This window comes from Labrenzia sp. THAF35, assembly GCF_009363595.1.
In the GTDB taxonomy this organism is placed as follows: Bacteria; Pseudomonadota; Alphaproteobacteria; order Rhizobiales; family Stappiaceae; genus Roseibium; species Roseibium algicola.
Genome location: NZ_CP045380.1, coordinates 4,880,843 through 4,898,555, shown reverse-complemented (window position 1 = coordinate 4,898,555; position 17,713 = coordinate 4,880,843). Strand labels below are relative to the sequence as shown.

Here is a 17,713-nt window from a genome sequence, read left to right as displayed (position 1 = left end):
AAAAGTCAATAGCAAAATAAACCAAAAAAAATTAGAAAAAAGATCATTTTTTCAAAGATATCGCTTGACAAATTTGTAGAACTTTGATATCATTGAAGGTTTTGGCGTAGGGGGGGGGATTCGATCCTTGGGGATCGCCCATCCTAGGACCGGCGCGGTCCCGTTCTGCACGCATCTGCAATTCATAATATGACCCCAACTTGTGGTGAAATAGGAGTTTTTCTATGCCGCGCCCCAGAAAGCCGCGCGCCAAGGCTGCGGTCGAGGCGTCGGACAAGATGAACCCAGGCCGATTCAAGGATCGGAAGGAAGTCGGAATTGACTCGCCTCTCGGGGCTCCTCCGGCTTGGTTGAAGGACACAGCCACCTGTAAGGCTCGATCGGCGTGGAAGCTGTTTCAAAAGGAAATGCCATGGCTGAACGGTTCGCACCGCATGCTTGTCGGTATGGCATCCACTCTGCAGGGCCGAGTCATGACGGGGCAGGAAGTCGGCGTTCAGGCCCTCAATCTCTTACGCCAGATGCTTGGCCAGATGGGTGCTACTCCGGCCGACGCCTCGAAAATCACACTACCTGACACAGGTGACGACGACCCAGATGAAGAACTCTTCAAGCGGGACGGCGCTTGAACGAGTAAACGATTATGCTCGCGCCGTCCTAGATGGCGAAATCGTTGCGGGTCCGCATGTGCGAAACGCTTGCCGCAGACATTTCGACGACCTGGAAAAAGGTCACGAGCGCGGGCTTTGGTTCGACGATGGCGCGGCCCAGCACGTTTTCAATTTTTTCGAGCGCGGCCTAAAGCTCAGCGAAGGACAGTTTGAAGGTGTTCCATTCAATCTTGCGCCGGTTCAGGCGTTTAAGCTTGGCTCTCTATTTGGCTGGAAGCGTCAAGATGGATCTCGTCGATTTCGACGTGCTTACATCGAAGAGGGAAAAGGTAACGGGAAGTCGCCTTTTGCTGGTGGGGTCGGCCTCTACGGTCTAACCGCTGACGGCGAGCCAGGCGCACAAATCTTCGCCGCGGCGGCCACAAAAGATCAGGCAAATATTCTTTTCCGCGATGCGATCAAGATGCGCGGCAAGTCACCCGCACTTGTCAGCAGAACGAACCCGAGCGGCGGGCCGGGCAGGGAATACAATCTCGCTCACCTGAAGTCTGCTTCGTTCTTCCGCACTCTGTCGAAAGAGGCAGGGAAGACAGGCTCTGGTCTCCGCCCGCATTTCGCGCTTTGCGATGAGGTGCACGAACACCCGAACCGCGACGTGATGGAAATGCTCGAGCGCGGGTTCAAGTTTCGCCGGCAGCCGCTGCTTTTGATGATCACGAACAGCGGCAGCGATCGAAACACGGTCTGCTGGGAAGAGCACGAACATGCTGTTCGTGTCGCAGCTGGCACGAGTGAGCCCGATGATGATTTCACCTACGTTGGAGAAATCCTCGACGACAGCACGTTCTCCTATGTGTGCGCCCTTGATAAGGACGACGATCCGCTCACAGACCCATCCTGTTGGGTAAAGGCCAATCCGCTGCTCGGCGTCATTCTGACCTTCGATTATCTCGAAGGTGTTGTGGCGCAGGCGAGGCAGATTCCGGGAAAGCTGAACGGCATTCTCCGGCTGCATTTCTGCGTCTGGACGGATAGCGACAAGGCTTGGATGCCGCGATCGACGATCGAAGGCGTTATGGAGGAGTTCGATCCAGAGGTCGAGCACCGCGACAAGAAGCTCTTTCTCGGTTGTGACCTTTCCGGCTCGAAGGATATGACGGCATTGGCCGGCGTGATCCAGACCGGCTTCAAGGAAATGGTCAAGGAAGACGGTTCCACCGTCATGTTGCCTACGTTCGATGCGTGGGTAGACGCCTGGACACCGAGGGACACTCTTTCCGAGCGCGCCAGACAAGACAAGGCTCCGTATGAGCAGTGGGTGGCAGAGGGCTGGCTGAATGCGCCGCCAGGGCCGCGGATCCGGAATGACTTCGTCGCGGCTCATGTTCAGCACCTGGATCAGATTTTCGATATCCAGTGCATCGCATACGATAAATACGCGTACGATGCTTTTCGGGTTGAGATTGAAAATCTCGGATTGACGTTGGAGCACGTGCCGCATCCACAGGGTGGCAGGGTCAGGGCGAAGCCATCAGACGAAAAAGTCGAGGCGGCCCGCAAGGCCGGTAAAAAAGCCCCCCTAGGGCTCTGGATGCCTGGAAGCGTCTCCGAGCTTGAGAACATGATCATCGACGGCAGGATCCGGTTGCGCCGCAGCCCGGTACTCATGACCGCGATGATGGGCGCGACTTTCGATCACGATCCTCAGGACAACAGGTGGTTCGTCAAACAGAAGGCGTCGGTCAGGATTGACTGCGCCGTTGCTTTGGCAATGGCGGTTGGAGCGGCTGTCGACAGCGCTGAATCTCAGCACGACTCCCTCTACAAAAAACGGCCGCGGTTCACTGAGATCTAGCATGAAGAATACGCAAATGAACAAATTTGTCAGTTTCTGCCGCGCAGTTGCTCGCGACCTGACCGCCCTTGCCGGCGTGGCGTCGGTGACTTACGGCGCCTGGCTGGTTTATGAACCGATGGGCTACCTCGTGTTTGGTTCGATCGCGCTTGCCGCGTACATCGCGCCGATGATTGCGGGGAGTTGATGGCAGGGCTTTTTGATCTTATTTTAAGCACGAAAGACGCCATCACAAAAGACAACATCACGACATCCAAAGAGCTATACCAGGCCATGTTCAGTGGCCCGGAGAGTGATACCGGTGTTGCAGTGTCTCCGGAAAGCGCGATGCGCTACACGACGGCTTTGAGCTGCGTGCGTGTGCTTTCGGAAAGCGTCGCTCAGCTGCCGCTGATGCTCTACAAGACGCGAAGTGATGGCGGTAAAGATAGAGCGGATGGCCATCCGCTCTATCAGGTTCTCCACGACAAAGCGAACGGCTGGAATACGGCTTACGAGTACAAGGAAGGCCAGATGGTCAACCTCGCCACTCGTGGGAATGCGTATGCCTATATCAATCGCGACAATAAGGACAGGGTGAGGGGACTTGTACCCCTTAATCCCGATGCTGTCGAAATCAAGCAAGATGTCGATTGGTCGCCTGTCTACTCTGCGATCATGCCAGACAATAGTCGGCGTATGCTGAAGTCGAATGAGATCCACCATATCCGCGGCCCAATGCCGATCGGATACAAGGGTCAGTCGATCATCTCCCTTGCCAGGAATGCAATTGGGCTTGGCCTGGCTGCGGAGAAATTCGGGTCTCATCTCTACAAGAACGGCGTAAAACCTTCTGGCGTGCTCAAGCATCCCAGCGCGATTGGTCCAGAGGCCACGCAGGCGCTGCGGGAGCAGTTCGAGGAGAAGTACGGCGGCTTGGCCAACAGCAGCCGACCACTGGTGCTGGAAGAGGGGATGGAATGGGTCGCGCTGTCGATCAATCCAGACGATGCACAGTTCCTTGATACGCGCAAATTCCAGCGCTCCGAGATTGCCGGCGTGTTTCGTGTGCCGCTGCACATGATCGGCGACCTGGACAGATCCACGAACAACAACATCGAGCATCAATCGCTCGAGTACGTCATGCACTGCCTGATGCCGTGGCTGGTGCGCATCGCGTCCGCGGCGAACCGTGATCTCTTGACAGCAAGAGAGCGAGCCGAAGGCTATTTCTGTGAATTCCTTCCAGACGCATTGCTTCGCGGCGATTTCAAGAGCCGCATGGAAGGCTACGCACAGCAAATTCAAAACGGAATTCGAAGCCCGAACGAAGTTCGCTCTCTTGAGAACATGAATCCGAGGGAGGGCGGCGACGAATATTGGCGTCCAACGAACATGTTCCCCCCAACAGAGGGAACGCCGGCCGCCGCGCAGGGATAATTTATGGACAAAATTGATTTCACTGCGCCTCTCGGCGATCGTCGGGAGCGCTTTTTCGCGCGTTCCGTTGGCACAAAATTTGGTGCCGGAACCAAAAGAAATGAAGGCGGGGAGACCCAGATCGATCTCTACGACGAGATTGGATACTGGGGCGTCAACGCAAAACGATTTCGGGAATCCCTGCGCGGTGCCGGTGACATTGTTCTTCGAGTGAACAGTCCTGGCGGTGACGTTTTTGATGGCATTGCCATGTACAACGATCTTGTCGCGCACGATGGAAACGTACGCGTCGAAGTCACGGGCATTGCCGCGTCGATCGCATCCATCATTGCGATGGCTGGTGACGAAATCACGATCGCGCCGAACGCGTTTTTCATGGTGCACAACGCCTGGACGATCGGCCTTGGAAATCGCCACGATTTCGAAGAGCTGGCCGGCGTCCTTGCGAAGATCGATGATGCTCTTGCAAGAACTTACGTCTCGCGCACCTCAACCGGAATTCGATCCATCAAGCAAATGATGGACGATGAAACCTGGCTCACAGCCAAAGAGGCGATTGAGTTCGGTTTTGCAGACAAGGAAATCAAAGTCGCCGACGACGGCGCAAAAGCAAAATTCGACCTCTCGGTTTTCGGGTCTGTGCCGGATGCGCTGAAATGGCCATCCGATGACAGCTTCGATCCCGAGACGGAGCGAGACTGGGAACGGCTGGTCATGCAAGACGCTGGCTATTCGCGTTCCAAGGTTCGCGCGCTTAAGCGCGTCCTGAAGGCGTCAAGCGACGCAGATGACACCACGCAAGACGCTGGCGTCGACCTTAGCAAACTGGCAGCTGCGGCTCGCGAGCTCGCCACGATCTAAACCAGGTGCCCACCAAGCACCGACTCCACCACAGGAAAATACATTGCCAATTGACGATAAGGTCGTCGAGCAGATCTCGGCTGACATCAAAAAGCATGGTGACAACTTCAAGGCGCTGCAGGACGAAACCAAGCGCGAACTTGAAAACATGCGCTCCGAACTCGACGCGGCCGGCAAAAATGTCGATCCGATTGTCGATGAAAAGATCAACAAGTTCTCCGCATCGATCGAAGAAAAGACCAACGTCCTGGAAACCGGCCTAAAGGCGGTTGAGGACGGAATTAGCGACCTTGAGGCGGCTATGAAGCGCGTCGGCGGTGGTTGGTCTGGCGAAGACGCAACCAAGGAAGCCTCTGCTGCCTATGACTGGCACAAAGCGCTCCTGGTTGGCGACAACAAGCTGACCTACGACGCTGAGATCGTTCCGGACCTGGAAGCATACGCGGAGTACAAGAAGGCTTACGCCTCCTACCTGCGTGCACGCGAGGGTCGGAGCACCGACATCAAGGCCGCACTGTCCACCGGCTCGGATCCAGATGGCGGCTATATGGTGCCGACCGAGTCCTCCAGTCGCATCATCGAGAAGGTCTACGAGACTTCCAATCTGCGCGCCTATGCGACCGTTGAATCCATCTCCGGCAAAGAGCTGATCATCCCTCGCGATGAAGGCGAGTTCGGTTATGGCTGGATTGGCGAAACCGAGGCTCCGTCTGAAACCATGACTTCGCAGTTCGGTGAATCGAAGATCGCGGTTCATGAGATGTACGCCGAGCCTCGCGTTACCCAGCAGATGCTGGAAGACGGTGGGTTTGACGTCGATGGCTGGATCAATCGCAAGGTTGGTGAGCGCTTCGGTCGCGTCGAGGCTGCCGCATTCTTTAACGGCAACGGCGTCAACAAGCCTCGCGGTCTCCTGACCTACGATGCCGGCACAAGCAACGGGCAGATTGAACAGATCGTTTCCGGTGGCGCCACCACCGTCACATCTGACGGCGTCTACGACCTGGTGTTCAGCCTGAAGGACTTCTACACCATGAACGCACGGTTCATGATGAAACGCACGACCGTGCGCGACGTCATGAAGCTCAAGGATGGCCAGGGCAACTACCTGTGGCAGATGGGCGACGTGCGCAATGGTCAGCCGGCTACCCTGCTTGGCTACGAAGTCACTCGCGCCGAAGACATGCCGACCATCGCAGCTAACGCGCTCGCAATGGCGTTCGGCGACTTTGAGCGTGCCTACACGATCGTTGATCGCCTGGGCATCACGCTGCTCCGCGATCCGTATACCGCGAAGCCTTACACCAAGTACTACACGCGTCGTCGCGTCGGTGGTGCTGTGGTGAACTTCGAAGCTGTCAAGCTGCAGAAGATCGCTTCTTCGTAAGCAGTCCCAAGACTCAACAATCAGAGCCGCTGAATAGCGGCTCTTTTCTTTTCAAGAAACGAGGTTTTTAGCAGCCATGGCTGTACGCGATCTTCATAACAACATTGCGGCCGAGAATGCACTGGATTCCACCGCGATCAGTTCCGACACCACGACGAATGGTGAAATCATCGATACTCGCGATTACGAGAGCGTCGAGTTTCTCATCAAATCCGAAACCCTGACGGACGGCACCTATACGCCTTCCATCACCGAAGGCGACGAAGATGACCTCTCTGACGGCTCTGCCGTTGTCGCCGCAGATCTGCTTGGCACCATCGCCGCAGCCACCTTTGCAGCCGCTGATGACAATGCAGTGAAGAAAATCGGGTACAGTGGCACGAAGCGATACGTTCGTTTGAACATCACTTCCGCCAGCACGACCTCAGGCGGCACGCTCAGCGCTGTTGCGGTCAAGGGTCATCCGGCGCTCGCCGCGGTTGCCTAATGCTGCACAGGGTTAAGAAACCCTTCCCGTATGCCAAAAATGGGATTGAAGCAATCATGATGAAAGTCGGTGATGAGGCCGACTTTCATGATTGCGCCCCAGGCCTGGAGAAGGAAGGCTTGATTGAAGCCGCGGACAGCGGGAAGAAAATCGAGCAAAAGACGCCAGAGCAAGAGCCGGCCGAACAAAGCCAGGAAGAGCCTAAACCGCGACGCGGGCGCCCGAAATCAGCCGACAAATAACGATGGAGGCGTCAGATGAGTCTTCGCCTCATTTCGATGGATTCGGGAAATCTACTGACCAGGGATGAGGCGAAAGAGCATCTTCGCGTCTATCACGACGATGAAGACGACTATATCGACGCCCTCCTGGCCGTAGTGACCGAAAACTTTTGTGGCGAGCAGGGATGGCTCGGAATTTCTGTGGTTGAGCAGGTTTGGGAATATACCGCTTGCACTTTCCCTTGCGGTCTTTTGCGGATCCCGCGACCGCCGCTAAAGACGGTCGACAACGTCTACTACACGCCAGACACGGATGTTGAAACGGAGCTTCTGACGTTCCGCACGTTCGACGCTGAAGTGAAGTTTCGCGGCGGCTATATCCTGCCGGCGATCGATGAGGACTGGCCCGACACGAATGGTGAGCCGGCCTCGGTGAGGATCCGCTTCACGAGTGGTTACGATGTTGTTCCAGCGCCTGTCAAACACGCGGCAAAATTGATGATCGGAACTCTTTTCGATAACCGTGAAGACGTTTCCGAAAAGAAGGTCTACGTCGTTCCTCAGGCCATCGATCGTCTTCTCATGCCATATCGAAACTGGCCGGGTTAACCGCGGCATCACAAAGGATTTTCAATGTCTCTTACGTCCGAACTTCGTGTGAAGTTCAAGGCCACCGAAACCGGTTCAAATGATCTCGCTGCACAGCGTTACGTCCCCGAGCTTGAGAAGGTTCTTCAGTTCACGGACGGCACAACGGCCAACAAGGCCGACCTTGTCTGGGCCGACACGCGAACCATTGCCGCATCCGGCAGTGAAGACCTCGATCTCGCGGGCGAGCTCACCACGGCATTTGGCGACACGCTTGCCGCGGCCGAGGTGGTCGGCGTCATGGTTACGGCCGATGCGGGCAACACCAACGACGTTGTTCTGGGTGACGCGACTGCGCCGGTTCCGTTGCTTGGCGGCACGAACCCGACAGTGTCGGTAAAGCCTGGCGGCGTCTTTGTGCTGTTCGCTCCGAATGCGGCTGGCCAGTTCACCGTAGGCGCCGGCTCGACTGACGATCTGAAAGTTGCCAACAGCTCCTCCGGAACCGCAGTCACATACACCATAATCGTGCTCGCAAGGTCCGCTTAACTTGCCTTGGGTGCGGTTCACTCATGACTTCGACTGGCGCCCAAAATCAGAAGTAACGATCGCATACCGCGCGGGGATGACGAAGTTTGTCACCCGCGCGTGCGCGACTCGAGCAGTGGGCGCCGGCAAGGCAGTCAAGACCGGGAAACCAAAGGATGAGTGCAGGCAATAAGCGTGTTCTCCTGTGGTTTCAGGAGCGCTCGCTGCAAGACGATGGCTTCGGCAATATGATTGCCGGGGAATTCGAGACGAGGGTTACAGCTGCCGCAGAGCTTCGGCCGCTGCGAGGATCTGAGCCCGTCCAGGCGGCCAGACTGCAGGGACAGCAGCCCTACATCGCCAAGATCCGGAGTAGCGCGAAGGCACGCGATATTACGACCGCCTGGCGGGCCGTAGACGCGCGAAACAACGACCGAACCTTTGCCGTGATCGCGCCAGCCACTGACGACACCAGCAAGAACGCGTTTCTCGAAATTCTGATTCAAGAAGGGACGGCCGAATGACGGCGAAAATTCTTGGATTAAAAAGACTCGAGCGCAAACTCGCGCTGATGCCGGTGGTTGCCAAGAAGCGTATCCGGGAGGCAATGGCTAAGGGCGCTGATGAAATCGTGGCCATGATGAAAAATCTGGTCCCGGTAAGCTCTAGCGGCTCGCACGGAAACTCACCAGGAACGCTGCGCGATTCGATCGATTGGCGATGGGGGAGCAAGGCGCCGGAAGGCTCTGTGGTTATCGCAACGGTTCAGGGTGTCGGCGCGGGGCAGGATTTAACGCTCACAATCTACGCCGGCAGCAAGGAGGCGTTTTACGCGGCCTGGGTCGAATTCGGAACACCTTCGCATACGGCTGGCGGAAAGTTCAAAGGCGCTACGATCCCGGCAATCCCGGCATCACCATTCTTCTTTGTGTCCTATCGGGCACTGCGCAAGCGTACAAAATCGAGAATTACGCGGTCGATAAACAAGGCCGCAAAAGAGGTTGCCGCGAGTGGCTGAAAGCTCAGAATACGAACTTGAACTCGCAGTTATGGCGCGGGTCAAGGCAGACGCGAGTTTCGCAGGGTATTGCGCAAATCGTTTCTTTGATCGTGTGCCAGACAATTTCAGCACGTTTCCGTATGTGGCATTTGGCCCATCCGACAACACACCCGACGACGCCGATTGCGTTTACGCGGACGAGATCACTTTTCAGATCGACGTTTATTCGCGTGGCAGCGGTGAGGCATACGGCAGCGCTCAGGTCAAGAAGATCGCGAGCATCATCAAGAAACTTCTGCACGACGCTGAATTTTCCCTCACGGACAATGCGCTCGCAAACATCCAGCACAGGATCACCCGTTTCAGGCGTGAATCGGATGGCGCCACGAACCGCGCAATCATGACATTTATAGCCACGGTCGAACTAGGTGATTGACAAATTTGTAAAACAGACTACCTGCGAAATAAATCGTTAGGGGTCGAAAATTGATTTGTAAATCGTGTGGCCGCGAGTGTGAGCGGACTGGTGGCCGTCAATTGCGGTGCTCTGAATGTGCGATTGCTCTTCGTAGGGCGGGCGGAAAAGTTATAGCTGGCGATACAATAAAGTGTGTCGTCTGCGATTCTGAATTCCCCGCTAGGCAGGGCGGGAACAAGTATTGCAGTGAGAAATGCCGCAGAGCAATGGAACTGCAACGATACCACGAGAAAACTCGGCTAAAGGGCGCAAAGAAAATTGGCGACACAGTGCCGTGTCAGGATTGCGGCACACAGATTGTATATCTGGCGCAGGCTCAAAAGCGTTGCGACTCTTGCCAAAAATCCGCCCGTGATGAGATTCACAAGGAATACAAAAGGAATAATCCCGAACTCGTCAAAAAGTGGAGTCGGGAAAGAAGAGAGAAAGACAAGTCCGATCCACGACGAAGGGAACTAACAAGAGCGCGGGCCGCTCGCGCTGCGGTCAAGCGTCACGCGGACCCATGCAAAAGGCTGCATCACAGGATGAGCCAGCTTGTAAGGTCCGGACTTAAGGGTGGCAAGCAGGGGAAGTCGTGGCTTAGTATTGTTCCATATTCCCTAGAAGATCTTTATCGTCACCTTGAGAAACAGTTTTTGCCGGGGATGACGTGGGATAATATGGGAGATTGGCATATCGACCACATTATTCCGAGATCAAAGTTTACGTTTGAAAGTCATGAAGACGAAGAGTTCAAGCATTGTTGGGCGATAACAAATCTCAGGCCGCTATGGGCCGTCGACAACATTAAAAAGAGCAATAAAGTTCTAACATTGCTTTAGAGCACAAATCACCAGAACTACAGCAACCCGCCAGTTGGCGGGTTTTTTTATGAGGTTTATCAAGAGCAATGCAAGCTTCAACGACCCGCTTTGGCAAATTTCTCATCAAGCTCGGCGACGATAGCGACCCGATTGTTTACACCAGTCCATGTGGCTTCACTCAGAAATCACTGACTCTCAGCAAGGAACTTGCTGACGTTCTCATCCCGGATTGCGACGACCCCGACGCGGTTGCATGGATTGGCCGCGACGCGACATCAAAGTCTGCCTCCGTCTCCGGCGAAGGCGTTGTCGCCTCGGAATCCCTGACCACCTGGCTTGACGCATGGGAGAGCACATCTTCCACGCCGGTCAAGATCGAGATTGAATTCACGGGCGGCACAACCACGACCTGGACAGGATACATGCACGTGTCCTCGCTCAATCCGTCAGCGGAGCAGGGTGGCCGCGTCACAATGGCCATCGAAATGCAGAGCGATGGCGAACTGACCAGAGTCACTGCGTAATCCGGAATGCGCGACGCAAAAATTGATCTAACCTGGGCGGATGATGATTACACATTCCGCCTTGGTTGGGGTGAGTTGGTCGAGCTCCAGGAAAAATGTGACGCCGGGCCGTATGTCATTTTGAACCGCATGCAGAACAGTACATGGCTGGTTGAGGATATTTCCAACGTTATCAGGCTGGGCCTGATCGGAGGCGGCCTCGAGCCAGTAAAAGCTTTGCGGCTGGTGCGCCAATATGTTGAAGCAAGACCTCCGGTTGAGAACCTTTTGCACGCCATCGGAATTCTGTCAGCGGGCCTGCTCGGTGCGGAGGATGAGCAGCCGGGGGAGCCCGAAACGGAAGACGAGACGGAGAACCCCTAGACTCCCTTCCGAACGGCAAATTTCGTGTCTCCGCGATTTACGGAACGGGCGTGGTTATGGGGTTCACGCCGCAGCAGGTCAATCAGATGTCCATGTGGCAATACATGGCGGCGCTGGATGGCTACATAAGGGCCAACTCTCCAGATGATCAGAGCAGGCTTTCTGACAAAGAGGCTGATGAAATTTTCGCTTGGATGAAGGAGCGTGGTGACGCCTAGCGATCGTAGACACGGTTACAATCTTCTGCCGTCATCGTCTTTCTATTTGCCGAGTGTTCCTTGACGATCCATTCGGATATCCCGGTGACGGCGTACACGGCTAGAGATTCAGGCACTCCAGCGTCTAGCAGGGCTGATTTCAGATCGCTTAGAGATGCACGGTATTCGTATTCCGGGCCGCACATATAAGCTGGCCCGACACGCTTCATGGCGTCGTCTATTTCGTTCGCGTAAGCGCTGAACGTCGTCATTGCCACAAGCGCGGCCAAAACGGTTTTTTCATAACGATATATTGTAGGGCAAAAACATAATGGCCGCAACAGATCTCGAGCGGTTGGTTGTCCAGCTTAGCGCGGATGTACGCAAGTATCAGAAGGGGCTGGATAAAGCCAGAGGCATCACCAATACGGCAACGAGACGCATTGAAAGTCGGTTTGCTGCCATGAACAAGCGGATCGGAGCCAGCATTGGCTCCGCTGCCCGCGGTTGGGCTCTGGCGATCGGCGCAGCGCTTTCCGTGCGTGGTCTGAAAGACCTTTCAGACGCCGCGACCAGAATTGATAACTCGCTCAAGGTTGCCGGACTTTCCGGTATCGAGCTCGAGAAGGTTTACGGGAAGCTGCGAGACGCGGCAATCGAAAATGCTGCACCTTTAGAGGCCCTGGTTGAGGTTTACGGTAAGGCCGCGCTAGTTCAAAAGGAACTCGGAGTTAGCAGCCAAGAGCTGCTTGGATTTACGAACAACGTAGCTGTTGCGCTTCGTGTGTCTGGTAAATCTGCGGCCGAGTCGTCTGGCGCTTTGTTGCAGTTGGGTCAGGCTCTCGGTTCAGGCGTTGTTCGCGCAGAAGAATTCAACAGCATCCTTGAAGGCGCGTTGCCGATTGCACAAGCTGCTGCGCGCGGACTGGAGGAGGCTGGTGGTTCTGTAGCCAAGCTTCGTCAGCTGGTTGTTGACGGCAAGGTGTCGTCAGAGGCGTTTTTCAGGGCATTCGAAGCAGGGGCTCCCACACTTGCGGAGAAGGTGGCAAACGCTCAGTTTACAGTAGCTCAGGCGCTCGGAAATCTTCAAACCGCTCTCATTGACTCAGCTCGGGAGTTCAACAACAGCACTGGTGCAAGCAAGAATTTCGCTGACGGTGTGAATTTTGCCGCTAAGGCAATCAATAATTTTGATGTTTCCGGACTAATTGACAAGCTGTCCAAAGCGAATGCCGAGTTCGAAACATTCTTCACCAATATCGGCAACGCGTCGGTTTTCGAAGACCTGAACAGAGCGCTTGGCCTTCTGGATGAAGAAGGGAATGCGGTAAATCCGGATGTTTCGGAAGCCGAAACCAAGATTTCTGGCCTGGAACGCGAAGTCGAGCTTCTGCAGGCCACGATTGAGAAAAATACCAATCTTGGCTTCGATAACACTGAAGCGATCGCCCGTCTAAACGAGGTTCGTGGCGCGCTCGCCGCGCTTCGAGCAGAGGCGGCTGACATTCCAGCCACATTGCCGAATCCGAGCCTTGGAGATACTCCGCTTTCATACGGCCCGCCTGCGAGAAACGGCCCGAGTCGGAAGGCGGCAAAGACGGTTTCTCTTGATGATTTCACTCCGCCCGCTAAGTCTGGTGGCCGCGGTGGTGGTGGCAAGAAGAGCGGCGGTGCCAAGTTCGCTGATGATATCGCGCAAATCAGGGAGCGCACGGAAGCTCTAAAGGCTGAAACAGAGGCGCAGCGTGGGCTCAACCCGCTAATCGACGACTTTGGATTTTCGGTTACCAAGGCCAGTACAGCGCAGCAACTTTTGGCCGATGCAAAGCGCAACGGTCTGGAAATTACGCCACAACTTGCCGCGCAGGTTGAAGGGCTATCCACGGCATACGCTGCCGCGGTGCAAGAGTCCAACAAGCTCGCAGAGAGTCAGGATAAAATCCGCGAGCGCGCCGAAGAAATGGTCGGCCTGCAGCGAGAGTTGGCCGGCGACATTATCCGCGGCTTTCGTGACGGCAAAGACGCTGCGGAGATCTTTTCCAATGCGCTGACAAAGATCAGCGACAAACTGATCGATATCGCAATTAACGCTGCGTTCCCGATGCCCGGCAAGGGTGGCGGGGGCATTGGTGGGATTTTCACCAGCCTGCTTGGCGGGCTGTTCGGCGCATTCGACAAGGGCGGCTATACAGGCCCTGGCGGGAAGTATCAGCCGGCCGGCGTGGTTCACAAGGGCGAGTACGTCTTCGACCAGGACTCGGTCAGAGCGGCTGGCGGCCCTGGGGCACTCGACGCGATGCGCAAGAGGCTCCGCGGTTATGCAAATGGTGGGGCCGTTGGGGCTCCGTCCATTCCGTCTTTCAGCGGTAGTTCTGCGTCGAATGATGTTGTTCGCATTATCCTTCAAGACGACAGCGGCAGGATGGCAGAGATTGCTGATCAGCAGATCCGCACCAGATCCGGATCCATCGTTCAAGTCGCGGTGCAATCGAGCGTGAAGGCCGTCGATAAATCAATGCCAAGTCTGTTGGCGAATGCGAAGAAGAGGAATGGTTGATGGCTTTGTACTGGCCGCGGCAATTGCTGATCTCGCAAGAGCCGATGTTCGACTTCACGCCGGTTTCCTTGAGCGGCCCGATCTCCGGCACGTCAATTTCCGATGTGGTCGAGGGGGACTCCGGGTTTTGGAGGTGCACTCTCGCTGACATACCGATCAGGGGTGAGGCGACGGTGCGAGCCTGGCGTGGCTTGAAAGCTCAGCTGCAGGGCAGGGGGGCTCCGATTGTGGTGCCCTACTGTCGCAGCTATCAGCCGTTGCCAGTTGTTTCTGGCGCTTACGATCAGGTCGCGCACGATGATGATGCATTGTTCGACGATGACACGGGGTATGTCGGCGCCACCATGTTGGTGACAACCGACACAGCGCTGGCGAAGCGCGCGACGACAGCAAACATTACCATTCACTACGGCGACACGATCGAACCTGGTCATGTCTTTTCTTTTTTCGAGCGATTGTATGAGGTGAAATCGGTGAGCTACTCAAGTGAAGAGTTCGCGGAAATCACGTTCCGGCCGCCTCTGCGAGAAGCCGTAATTTCTGGTGATGAGCTCAATTTTTCGGATCCTGTTTGCCGTATGCGGCTGAAGGATGATCGGCAGATGGAGCTGCCGTTGAAGTCTGGACGCCTGTCGGTTCGAACCGTCGAATTCGTGGAAGACCTTTCCGCGTAGAGAGTCAGGAAGAATGGCATTTTTTACGTCTGATGAGGTTGAGGCGCTTTCGTCTCAACCCATCCGCGTTGCATTGCTCGTCGAGTTGAATTTCGACGATGAAACGATGGGCGTCTGGAACGGTTTCGACGAGTTAACCGTCAATGGCGTGGAGTATAAGCCTCTCTTCGGCGCCGGCCGCGTGGACGGCTTGTCGTTCGAGAATGCAACGAGATCCGACAAGGTGACCGTCTCCCTGAGTGGCGTCACAGACACGGCGATCGGCCTTGCCCTTGAGGATGCTGGCGAAGTGCAAGATCGCTTGATGCGAATTTACCTGCAGTTCTTCGATGACGAATGGCAACCCGTCGCTGCGGCGCCTTGTGTGTTTTTCGGATTCATGCAGCCGCCAGAGATCACGGAAACAGAAATCGAATTCGACGGCGACTCACAGAAGGTACGCACGATCGAAGTTGCTGCTGAAAACGTGTTTTTCAACCGCACAAAACCTGTCGGCGGCCGGTTCACTGATCGCGATCAACAAATCAGGCACCCAGGCGACAAGTTTTTCCAGTTCGTGGCGCCGGTTGTCTTCAAGACATTTACCTATCCGGACTATTGATATGCAGCAGAGCGGCATGGCCGACTTCATCGAACGCGAGATGCAGATTCCATTTTCGTGGGAGAATGCGAGTTGTGCAGCGATGGCCGACAGACGTGTTCAAGAGGTTATCGGGCGCTCGCCGCTCGCAGAGTTCGGCCGAGGTTATAACTCCGTTGATCTAGCGGAGCAGTGGATGGCTCAGCCGGGCGGTCTGATAAGGGCCGTAAAGGAAGTTATGCGCTCCTGCGGGTTTAAGCGCACCTCCGAGCCAGAGGAAAACGACGTCGGCCTTATCTACACACACGGAAAAGTTTGTGTGGCTGTCTTTGACGGGTCGCAATGGTTTTCCCGCGATGCAGATGGTTTCATCGGCGCAGACGTAGGCGCAACGATCGTCGCATGGCGAATTGAACCTCGAGGGTTGTAATAGTGCCTCAAGTTATTGCTGTACCTATCGCCGGGCTGCTTTTCAGCCTCGGCGCCCCCCTCGCTATTGTGAACACAGTTGCCGGCGTTGGTATTGCCGGTTCGATTTTTGGAGCAGCTGTCAGCATCGGCTTGGCATTCGGGGCTTCGTTTCTAGCGAACGCGCTGTTCTCTCAGGAAGTTCCGGCCTCCGCCTCCAACCCGACAGATGTTCAGCAATCCCTAAGAGCCTCCGCGGCTGACCGTCAGGTGTTTTATGGTCAATATCAGGCCAGTGGAAACTGGGTGTTCGCGGAAACGAAACAGGGTTCGTTTCACAAGCTTCTGGCGATTTGCCAAGGTCCGCTGGTTCAGCTCTTGAGTGTCAAGATCGACGACAATACCGTCACCCGCAACGGAAGCGGCATTGTGACGAGCTCGCCTTACAACTCCAAGGCACGAGTCGAGCTGAGATACGGAGACGGCACAGAGACGTATTACACCAATCTTGCCTCTGCGTTTTCGGAGTGGACCTCCAGCCATAAGGGTCTGGGAGTTGTTTCGCTTTACGCCACTCAGTTCCCGGTCGGCCAATCGTCGTATTACGACACGTTCCCGAATGGCATCAACACTCTTTATCGCATCGAGGGAAAGTTCACCAAGGTGACCAACATCTCGACTGGCGTGACGGAATGGTCAGACAATGCAGCAGGTGTGATCAAGCACTTCATGGAAAGCGAGAACGGGATGCGGATCCCGTCAGAGGTGCTTGATACAACACTCGCATCCGCTGCGTGGCTAACGGCTTGGAATAGATGCGACGACGATATCGACCTGAAAGCAGGCGGGACAGAGAAGCGCTATCGTCTTTGGGGGGCGTATAAGCTATCGGAGACGCCTGGCAGCGTTCTTGACGCCATGCTCAAGAATTGTGACGCACGTCCAATTCTGACACGTGATGGCGGCATGTCAATCGCTATTGGTGAATACTACGAGCCAACCGTGTTGCTCGACAACACCGTGATCACTGGCTTTTCAAAGCTGAGGCGCGGGAACAACGTCGCCGATGTCGCGAACAAGCTGACTGGCAAATGGCTTTCCAAAGATCAGGACTATCAGCTTACAGACATAGATGCGTGGATCGACGCAACGAGTGTGGCGGCCCGCGGTGAAATTCCAGAGGACTACCCGCTTGTTTGGACGCCTTCCCACAGTCAGGCTAGGCGACTACTCAAGATCCAGTATTACCGACTGAATCCGCTTTGGAGCATCACGGTAACGTGCCGCCTCAAGGCTATGGAAGCGTTCCAGGAGCAATTCGTTGCGGTTGATTACACCGTTGGAAATACTCGAATTCAGGGCGCGTTCGAAACTGACAATTTCGAGTTTAATATCGGTGACAACGGTATCCTGAAAAGCGTCACGCTGACGCTTCGCGCCATGAGTGCCGTGGCTTACACCTGGGACGAAGATCAGGAGGAAGGTGACGCTCCAGTCGTTGATGAGGCAGTCGTCGACAATACAATTCCTGCCGTCGCTGGCTTTGACGTAACGGTCGATAACCGTGTTGTCGGTGGGGTTACGGTTCCATACCCTGTCCTTGACTTTGATGATCCAGGCGATGCTTTGGTGACGGAGCTTCGTGGAAAGAAGACCGCAGACACGAACTGGACATCGATAACTGTTCCAGATGGTGCCACGAGCGTTGACGGGTTCATTATGGATGACGGCGTCGAATACGAATTTCAGGCGCGGTATATCACGTTAACTGGTCGTCAAGGTGCTTGGACATCAAGCATTACCGTTACCGCAACAGCTGACGAGACGCCACCTGGCGATCCAACTTCCGTTAGCGCTGTCGATAGTGTCGGGTCTGCTAATCTCGGATGGACAACGCCAAACAGCGCAAACTTCTCTCGTGTTCACATCTATCGCAACACGACAGACAACTTCAGCACTGCGACAGAGATTGGAAGCAGCCCGTTCTACGGCTCCCCGTCCACGGCGTACACTCACACGGATGGAAGCCTATCGGCCGGCAGTTACTACTACTATTTCACAGCAGCGAACTTCAGTGGAGTCGAGAGTGATCCTCCAGTTGAAAGCGGGTCTGTGACTGTGACGTAGGCCGGACCAGAAAACGAAACACATTGACCAACACAGGGGTGG

General features: G+C 55.4%; 21 protein-coding genes. All 21 read left to right on the top strand.

Annotated features, from left to right (window positions below; genetic code table 11):
- Positions 1–224: 224 nt before the first annotated feature.
- The 21 genes from FIU93_RS22485 to FIU93_RS22390 all read left to right on the top strand — a co-directional run bounded on the left by FIU93_RS22485 (position 225) and on the right by FIU93_RS22390 (position 17,671).
- Positions 225–629 (top strand): hypothetical protein, encoded by a 405-nt coding sequence (locus FIU93_RS22485; RefSeq protein WP_152506817.1) that lies wholly within the window; start codon positions 225–227, stop codon positions 627–629.
- The gene (locus tag FIU93_RS22480; RefSeq protein ID WP_152506816.1) at positions 598–2,466 is read left to right on the top strand and encodes a terminase TerL endonuclease subunit; all 1,869 of its coding nucleotides are present in this window, start codon (positions 598–600) and stop codon (positions 2,464–2,466) included. Before FIU93_RS22485 ends, FIU93_RS22480 begins: the two co-directional genes overlap by 32 nt.
- A gap of 1 nt (position 2,467) precedes the next feature.
- The gene (locus FIU93_RS22475) at positions 2,468–2,653 is read left to right on the top strand and encodes a hypothetical protein (RefSeq protein ID WP_152506815.1); all 186 of its coding nucleotides are present in this window, start codon (positions 2,468–2,470) and stop codon (positions 2,651–2,653) included.
- Entirely contained in the window at positions 2,653–3,885 is a 1,233-nt protein-coding gene (locus tag FIU93_RS22470) for a phage portal protein (protein WP_152506814.1), read from the top strand. Before FIU93_RS22475 ends, FIU93_RS22470 begins: the two co-directional genes overlap by 1 nt.
- A 3-nt stretch (positions 3,886–3,888) precedes the next feature.
- Complete coding sequence (locus tag FIU93_RS22465; protein WP_152506813.1) at positions 3,889–4,746, top strand: head maturation protease, ClpP-related; 858 nt, start codon at positions 3,889–3,891, stop codon at positions 4,744–4,746.
- A 43-nt stretch (positions 4,747–4,789) separates the two neighbouring features.
- Complete coding sequence (locus tag FIU93_RS22460; protein ID WP_173017382.1) at positions 4,790–6,133, top strand: phage major capsid protein; 1,344 nt, start codon at positions 4,790–4,792, stop codon at positions 6,131–6,133.
- Positions 6,134–6,209: 76 nt separating this feature from the next.
- Positions 6,210–6,620: a hypothetical protein gene (locus FIU93_RS22455; protein ID WP_152506811.1), complete on the top strand. Its 411-nt coding sequence runs from the start codon at positions 6,210–6,212 to the stop codon at positions 6,618–6,620.
- Positions 6,620–6,862, top strand: a complete 243-nt coding sequence (locus FIU93_RS22450) for a hypothetical protein (RefSeq protein ID WP_152506810.1) — start codon at positions 6,620–6,622, stop codon at positions 6,860–6,862. Before FIU93_RS22455 ends, FIU93_RS22450 begins: the two co-directional genes overlap by 1 nt.
- 15 nt (positions 6,863–6,877) lie before the next feature.
- Positions 6,878–7,450, top strand: coding sequence for a head-tail connector protein (locus tag FIU93_RS22445; protein ID WP_152506809.1), 573 nt, complete (start codon positions 6,878–6,880; stop codon positions 7,448–7,450).
- A gap of 24 nt (positions 7,451–7,474) precedes the next feature.
- Positions 7,475–7,978, top strand: coding sequence for a hypothetical protein (locus tag FIU93_RS22440; RefSeq protein ID WP_152506808.1), 504 nt, complete (start codon positions 7,475–7,477; stop codon positions 7,976–7,978).
- 155 nt (positions 7,979–8,133) lie between these two features.
- Positions 8,134–8,481, top strand: a complete 348-nt coding sequence (locus FIU93_RS22435) for a head-tail adaptor protein (protein WP_152506807.1) — start codon at positions 8,134–8,136, stop codon at positions 8,479–8,481.
- Positions 8,478–8,975: an HK97 gp10 family phage protein gene (locus FIU93_RS22430; RefSeq protein WP_152506806.1), complete on the top strand. Its 498-nt coding sequence runs from the start codon at positions 8,478–8,480 to the stop codon at positions 8,973–8,975. Before FIU93_RS22435 ends, FIU93_RS22430 begins: the two co-directional genes overlap by 4 nt.
- The gene (locus FIU93_RS22425) at positions 8,968–9,393 is read left to right on the top strand and encodes a DUF3168 domain-containing protein (protein WP_152506805.1); all 426 of its coding nucleotides are present in this window, start codon (positions 8,968–8,970) and stop codon (positions 9,391–9,393) included. Before FIU93_RS22430 ends, FIU93_RS22425 begins: the two co-directional genes overlap by 8 nt.
- A 934-nt stretch (positions 9,394–10,327) precedes the next feature.
- Entirely contained in the window at positions 10,328–10,765 is a 438-nt protein-coding gene (locus tag FIU93_RS22420; protein ID WP_152506804.1) for a phage tail tube protein, read from the top strand.
- Positions 10,766–10,771: 6 nt separating this feature from the next.
- Complete coding sequence (locus FIU93_RS22415; protein ID WP_152506803.1) at positions 10,772–11,128, top strand: gene transfer agent family protein; 357 nt, start codon at positions 10,772–10,774, stop codon at positions 11,126–11,128.
- 56 nt (positions 11,129–11,184) lie between these two features.
- Positions 11,185–11,346 (top strand): hypothetical protein, encoded by a 162-nt coding sequence (locus FIU93_RS31480; protein WP_173017232.1) that lies wholly within the window; start codon positions 11,185–11,187, stop codon positions 11,344–11,346.
- 310 nt (positions 11,347–11,656) lie between these two features.
- A complete protein-coding gene (locus tag FIU93_RS22410; RefSeq protein ID WP_152506802.1) occupies positions 11,657–13,882 on the top strand; it encodes a tape measure protein in 2,226 nt (741 codons plus the stop codon).
- Positions 13,882–14,556, top strand: coding sequence for a hypothetical protein (locus tag FIU93_RS22405; RefSeq protein ID WP_152506801.1), 675 nt, complete (start codon positions 13,882–13,884; stop codon positions 14,554–14,556). The genes FIU93_RS22410 and FIU93_RS22405 overlap by 1 nt, the downstream gene beginning before the upstream one ends.
- Positions 14,557–14,569: 13 nt before the next feature.
- Positions 14,570–15,157: a hypothetical protein gene (locus FIU93_RS22400; RefSeq protein WP_152506800.1), complete on the top strand. Its 588-nt coding sequence runs from the start codon at positions 14,570–14,572 to the stop codon at positions 15,155–15,157.
- Positions 15,158–15,173: 16 nt separating this feature from the next.
- The gene (locus tag FIU93_RS22395; protein ID WP_152506799.1) at positions 15,174–15,566 is read left to right on the top strand and encodes a hypothetical protein; all 393 of its coding nucleotides are present in this window, start codon (positions 15,174–15,176) and stop codon (positions 15,564–15,566) included.
- Between the two features lie 2 nt (positions 15,567–15,568).
- Positions 15,569–17,671 (top strand): fibronectin type III domain-containing protein, encoded by a 2,103-nt coding sequence (locus FIU93_RS22390; protein WP_152506798.1) that lies wholly within the window; start codon positions 15,569–15,571, stop codon positions 17,669–17,671.
- Positions 17,672–17,713: the final 42 nt, after the last annotated feature.

Excerpts from the sequence above, each read along its gene's own strand:
- FIU93_RS22455 (WP_152506811.1), top strand. The coding sequence starts at position 6,210 with ATGGCTGTACGCGATCTTCATAACAACATTGCGGCCGAGAATGCACTG.
- FIU93_RS22475 (WP_152506815.1), top strand. The coding sequence starts at position 2,468 with ATGAAGAATACGCAAATGAACAAATTTGTCAGTTTCTGCCGCGCAGTT.
- FIU93_RS22420 (WP_152506804.1), top strand. The coding sequence starts at position 10,328 with ATGCAAGCTTCAACGACCCGCTTTGGCAAATTTCTCATCAAGCTCGGC.
- FIU93_RS22465 (WP_152506813.1), top strand. The coding sequence starts at position 3,889 with ATGGACAAAATTGATTTCACTGCGCCTCTCGGCGATCGTCGGGAGCGC.
- FIU93_RS22415 (WP_152506803.1), top strand. The coding sequence starts at position 10,772 with ATGCGCGACGCAAAAATTGATCTAACCTGGGCGGATGATGATTACACA.
- FIU93_RS22435 (WP_152506807.1), top strand. The coding sequence starts at position 8,134 with ATGAGTGCAGGCAATAAGCGTGTTCTCCTGTGGTTTCAGGAGCGCTCG.
- FIU93_RS22400 (WP_152506800.1), top strand. The coding sequence starts at position 14,570 with ATGGCATTTTTTACGTCTGATGAGGTTGAGGCGCTTTCGTCTCAACCC.
- FIU93_RS22450 (WP_152506810.1), top strand. The coding sequence starts at position 6,620 with ATGCTGCACAGGGTTAAGAAACCCTTCCCGTATGCCAAAAATGGGATT.
- FIU93_RS31480 (WP_173017232.1), top strand. The coding sequence starts at position 11,185 with ATGGGGTTCACGCCGCAGCAGGTCAATCAGATGTCCATGTGGCAATAC.
- FIU93_RS22480 (WP_152506816.1), top strand. The coding sequence starts at position 598 with ATGAAGAACTCTTCAAGCGGGACGGCGCTTGAACGAGTAAACGATTAT.
- FIU93_RS22485 (WP_152506817.1), top strand. The coding sequence starts at position 225 with ATGCCGCGCCCCAGAAAGCCGCGCGCCAAGGCTGCGGTCGAGGCGTCG.
- FIU93_RS22445 (WP_152506809.1), top strand. The coding sequence starts at position 6,878 with ATGAGTCTTCGCCTCATTTCGATGGATTCGGGAAATCTACTGACCAGG.
- FIU93_RS22410 (WP_152506802.1), top strand. The coding sequence starts at position 11,657 with ATGGCCGCAACAGATCTCGAGCGGTTGGTTGTCCAGCTTAGCGCGGAT.
- FIU93_RS22405 (WP_152506801.1), top strand. The coding sequence starts at position 13,882 with ATGGCTTTGTACTGGCCGCGGCAATTGCTGATCTCGCAAGAGCCGATG.
- FIU93_RS22430 (WP_152506806.1), top strand. The coding sequence starts at position 8,478 with ATGACGGCGAAAATTCTTGGATTAAAAAGACTCGAGCGCAAACTCGCG.
- FIU93_RS22395 (WP_152506799.1), top strand. The coding sequence starts at position 15,174 with ATGGCCGACTTCATCGAACGCGAGATGCAGATTCCATTTTCGTGGGAG.
- FIU93_RS22470 (WP_152506814.1), top strand. The coding sequence starts at position 2,653 with ATGGCAGGGCTTTTTGATCTTATTTTAAGCACGAAAGACGCCATCACA.
- FIU93_RS22440 (WP_152506808.1), top strand. The coding sequence starts at position 7,475 with ATGTCTCTTACGTCCGAACTTCGTGTGAAGTTCAAGGCCACCGAAACC.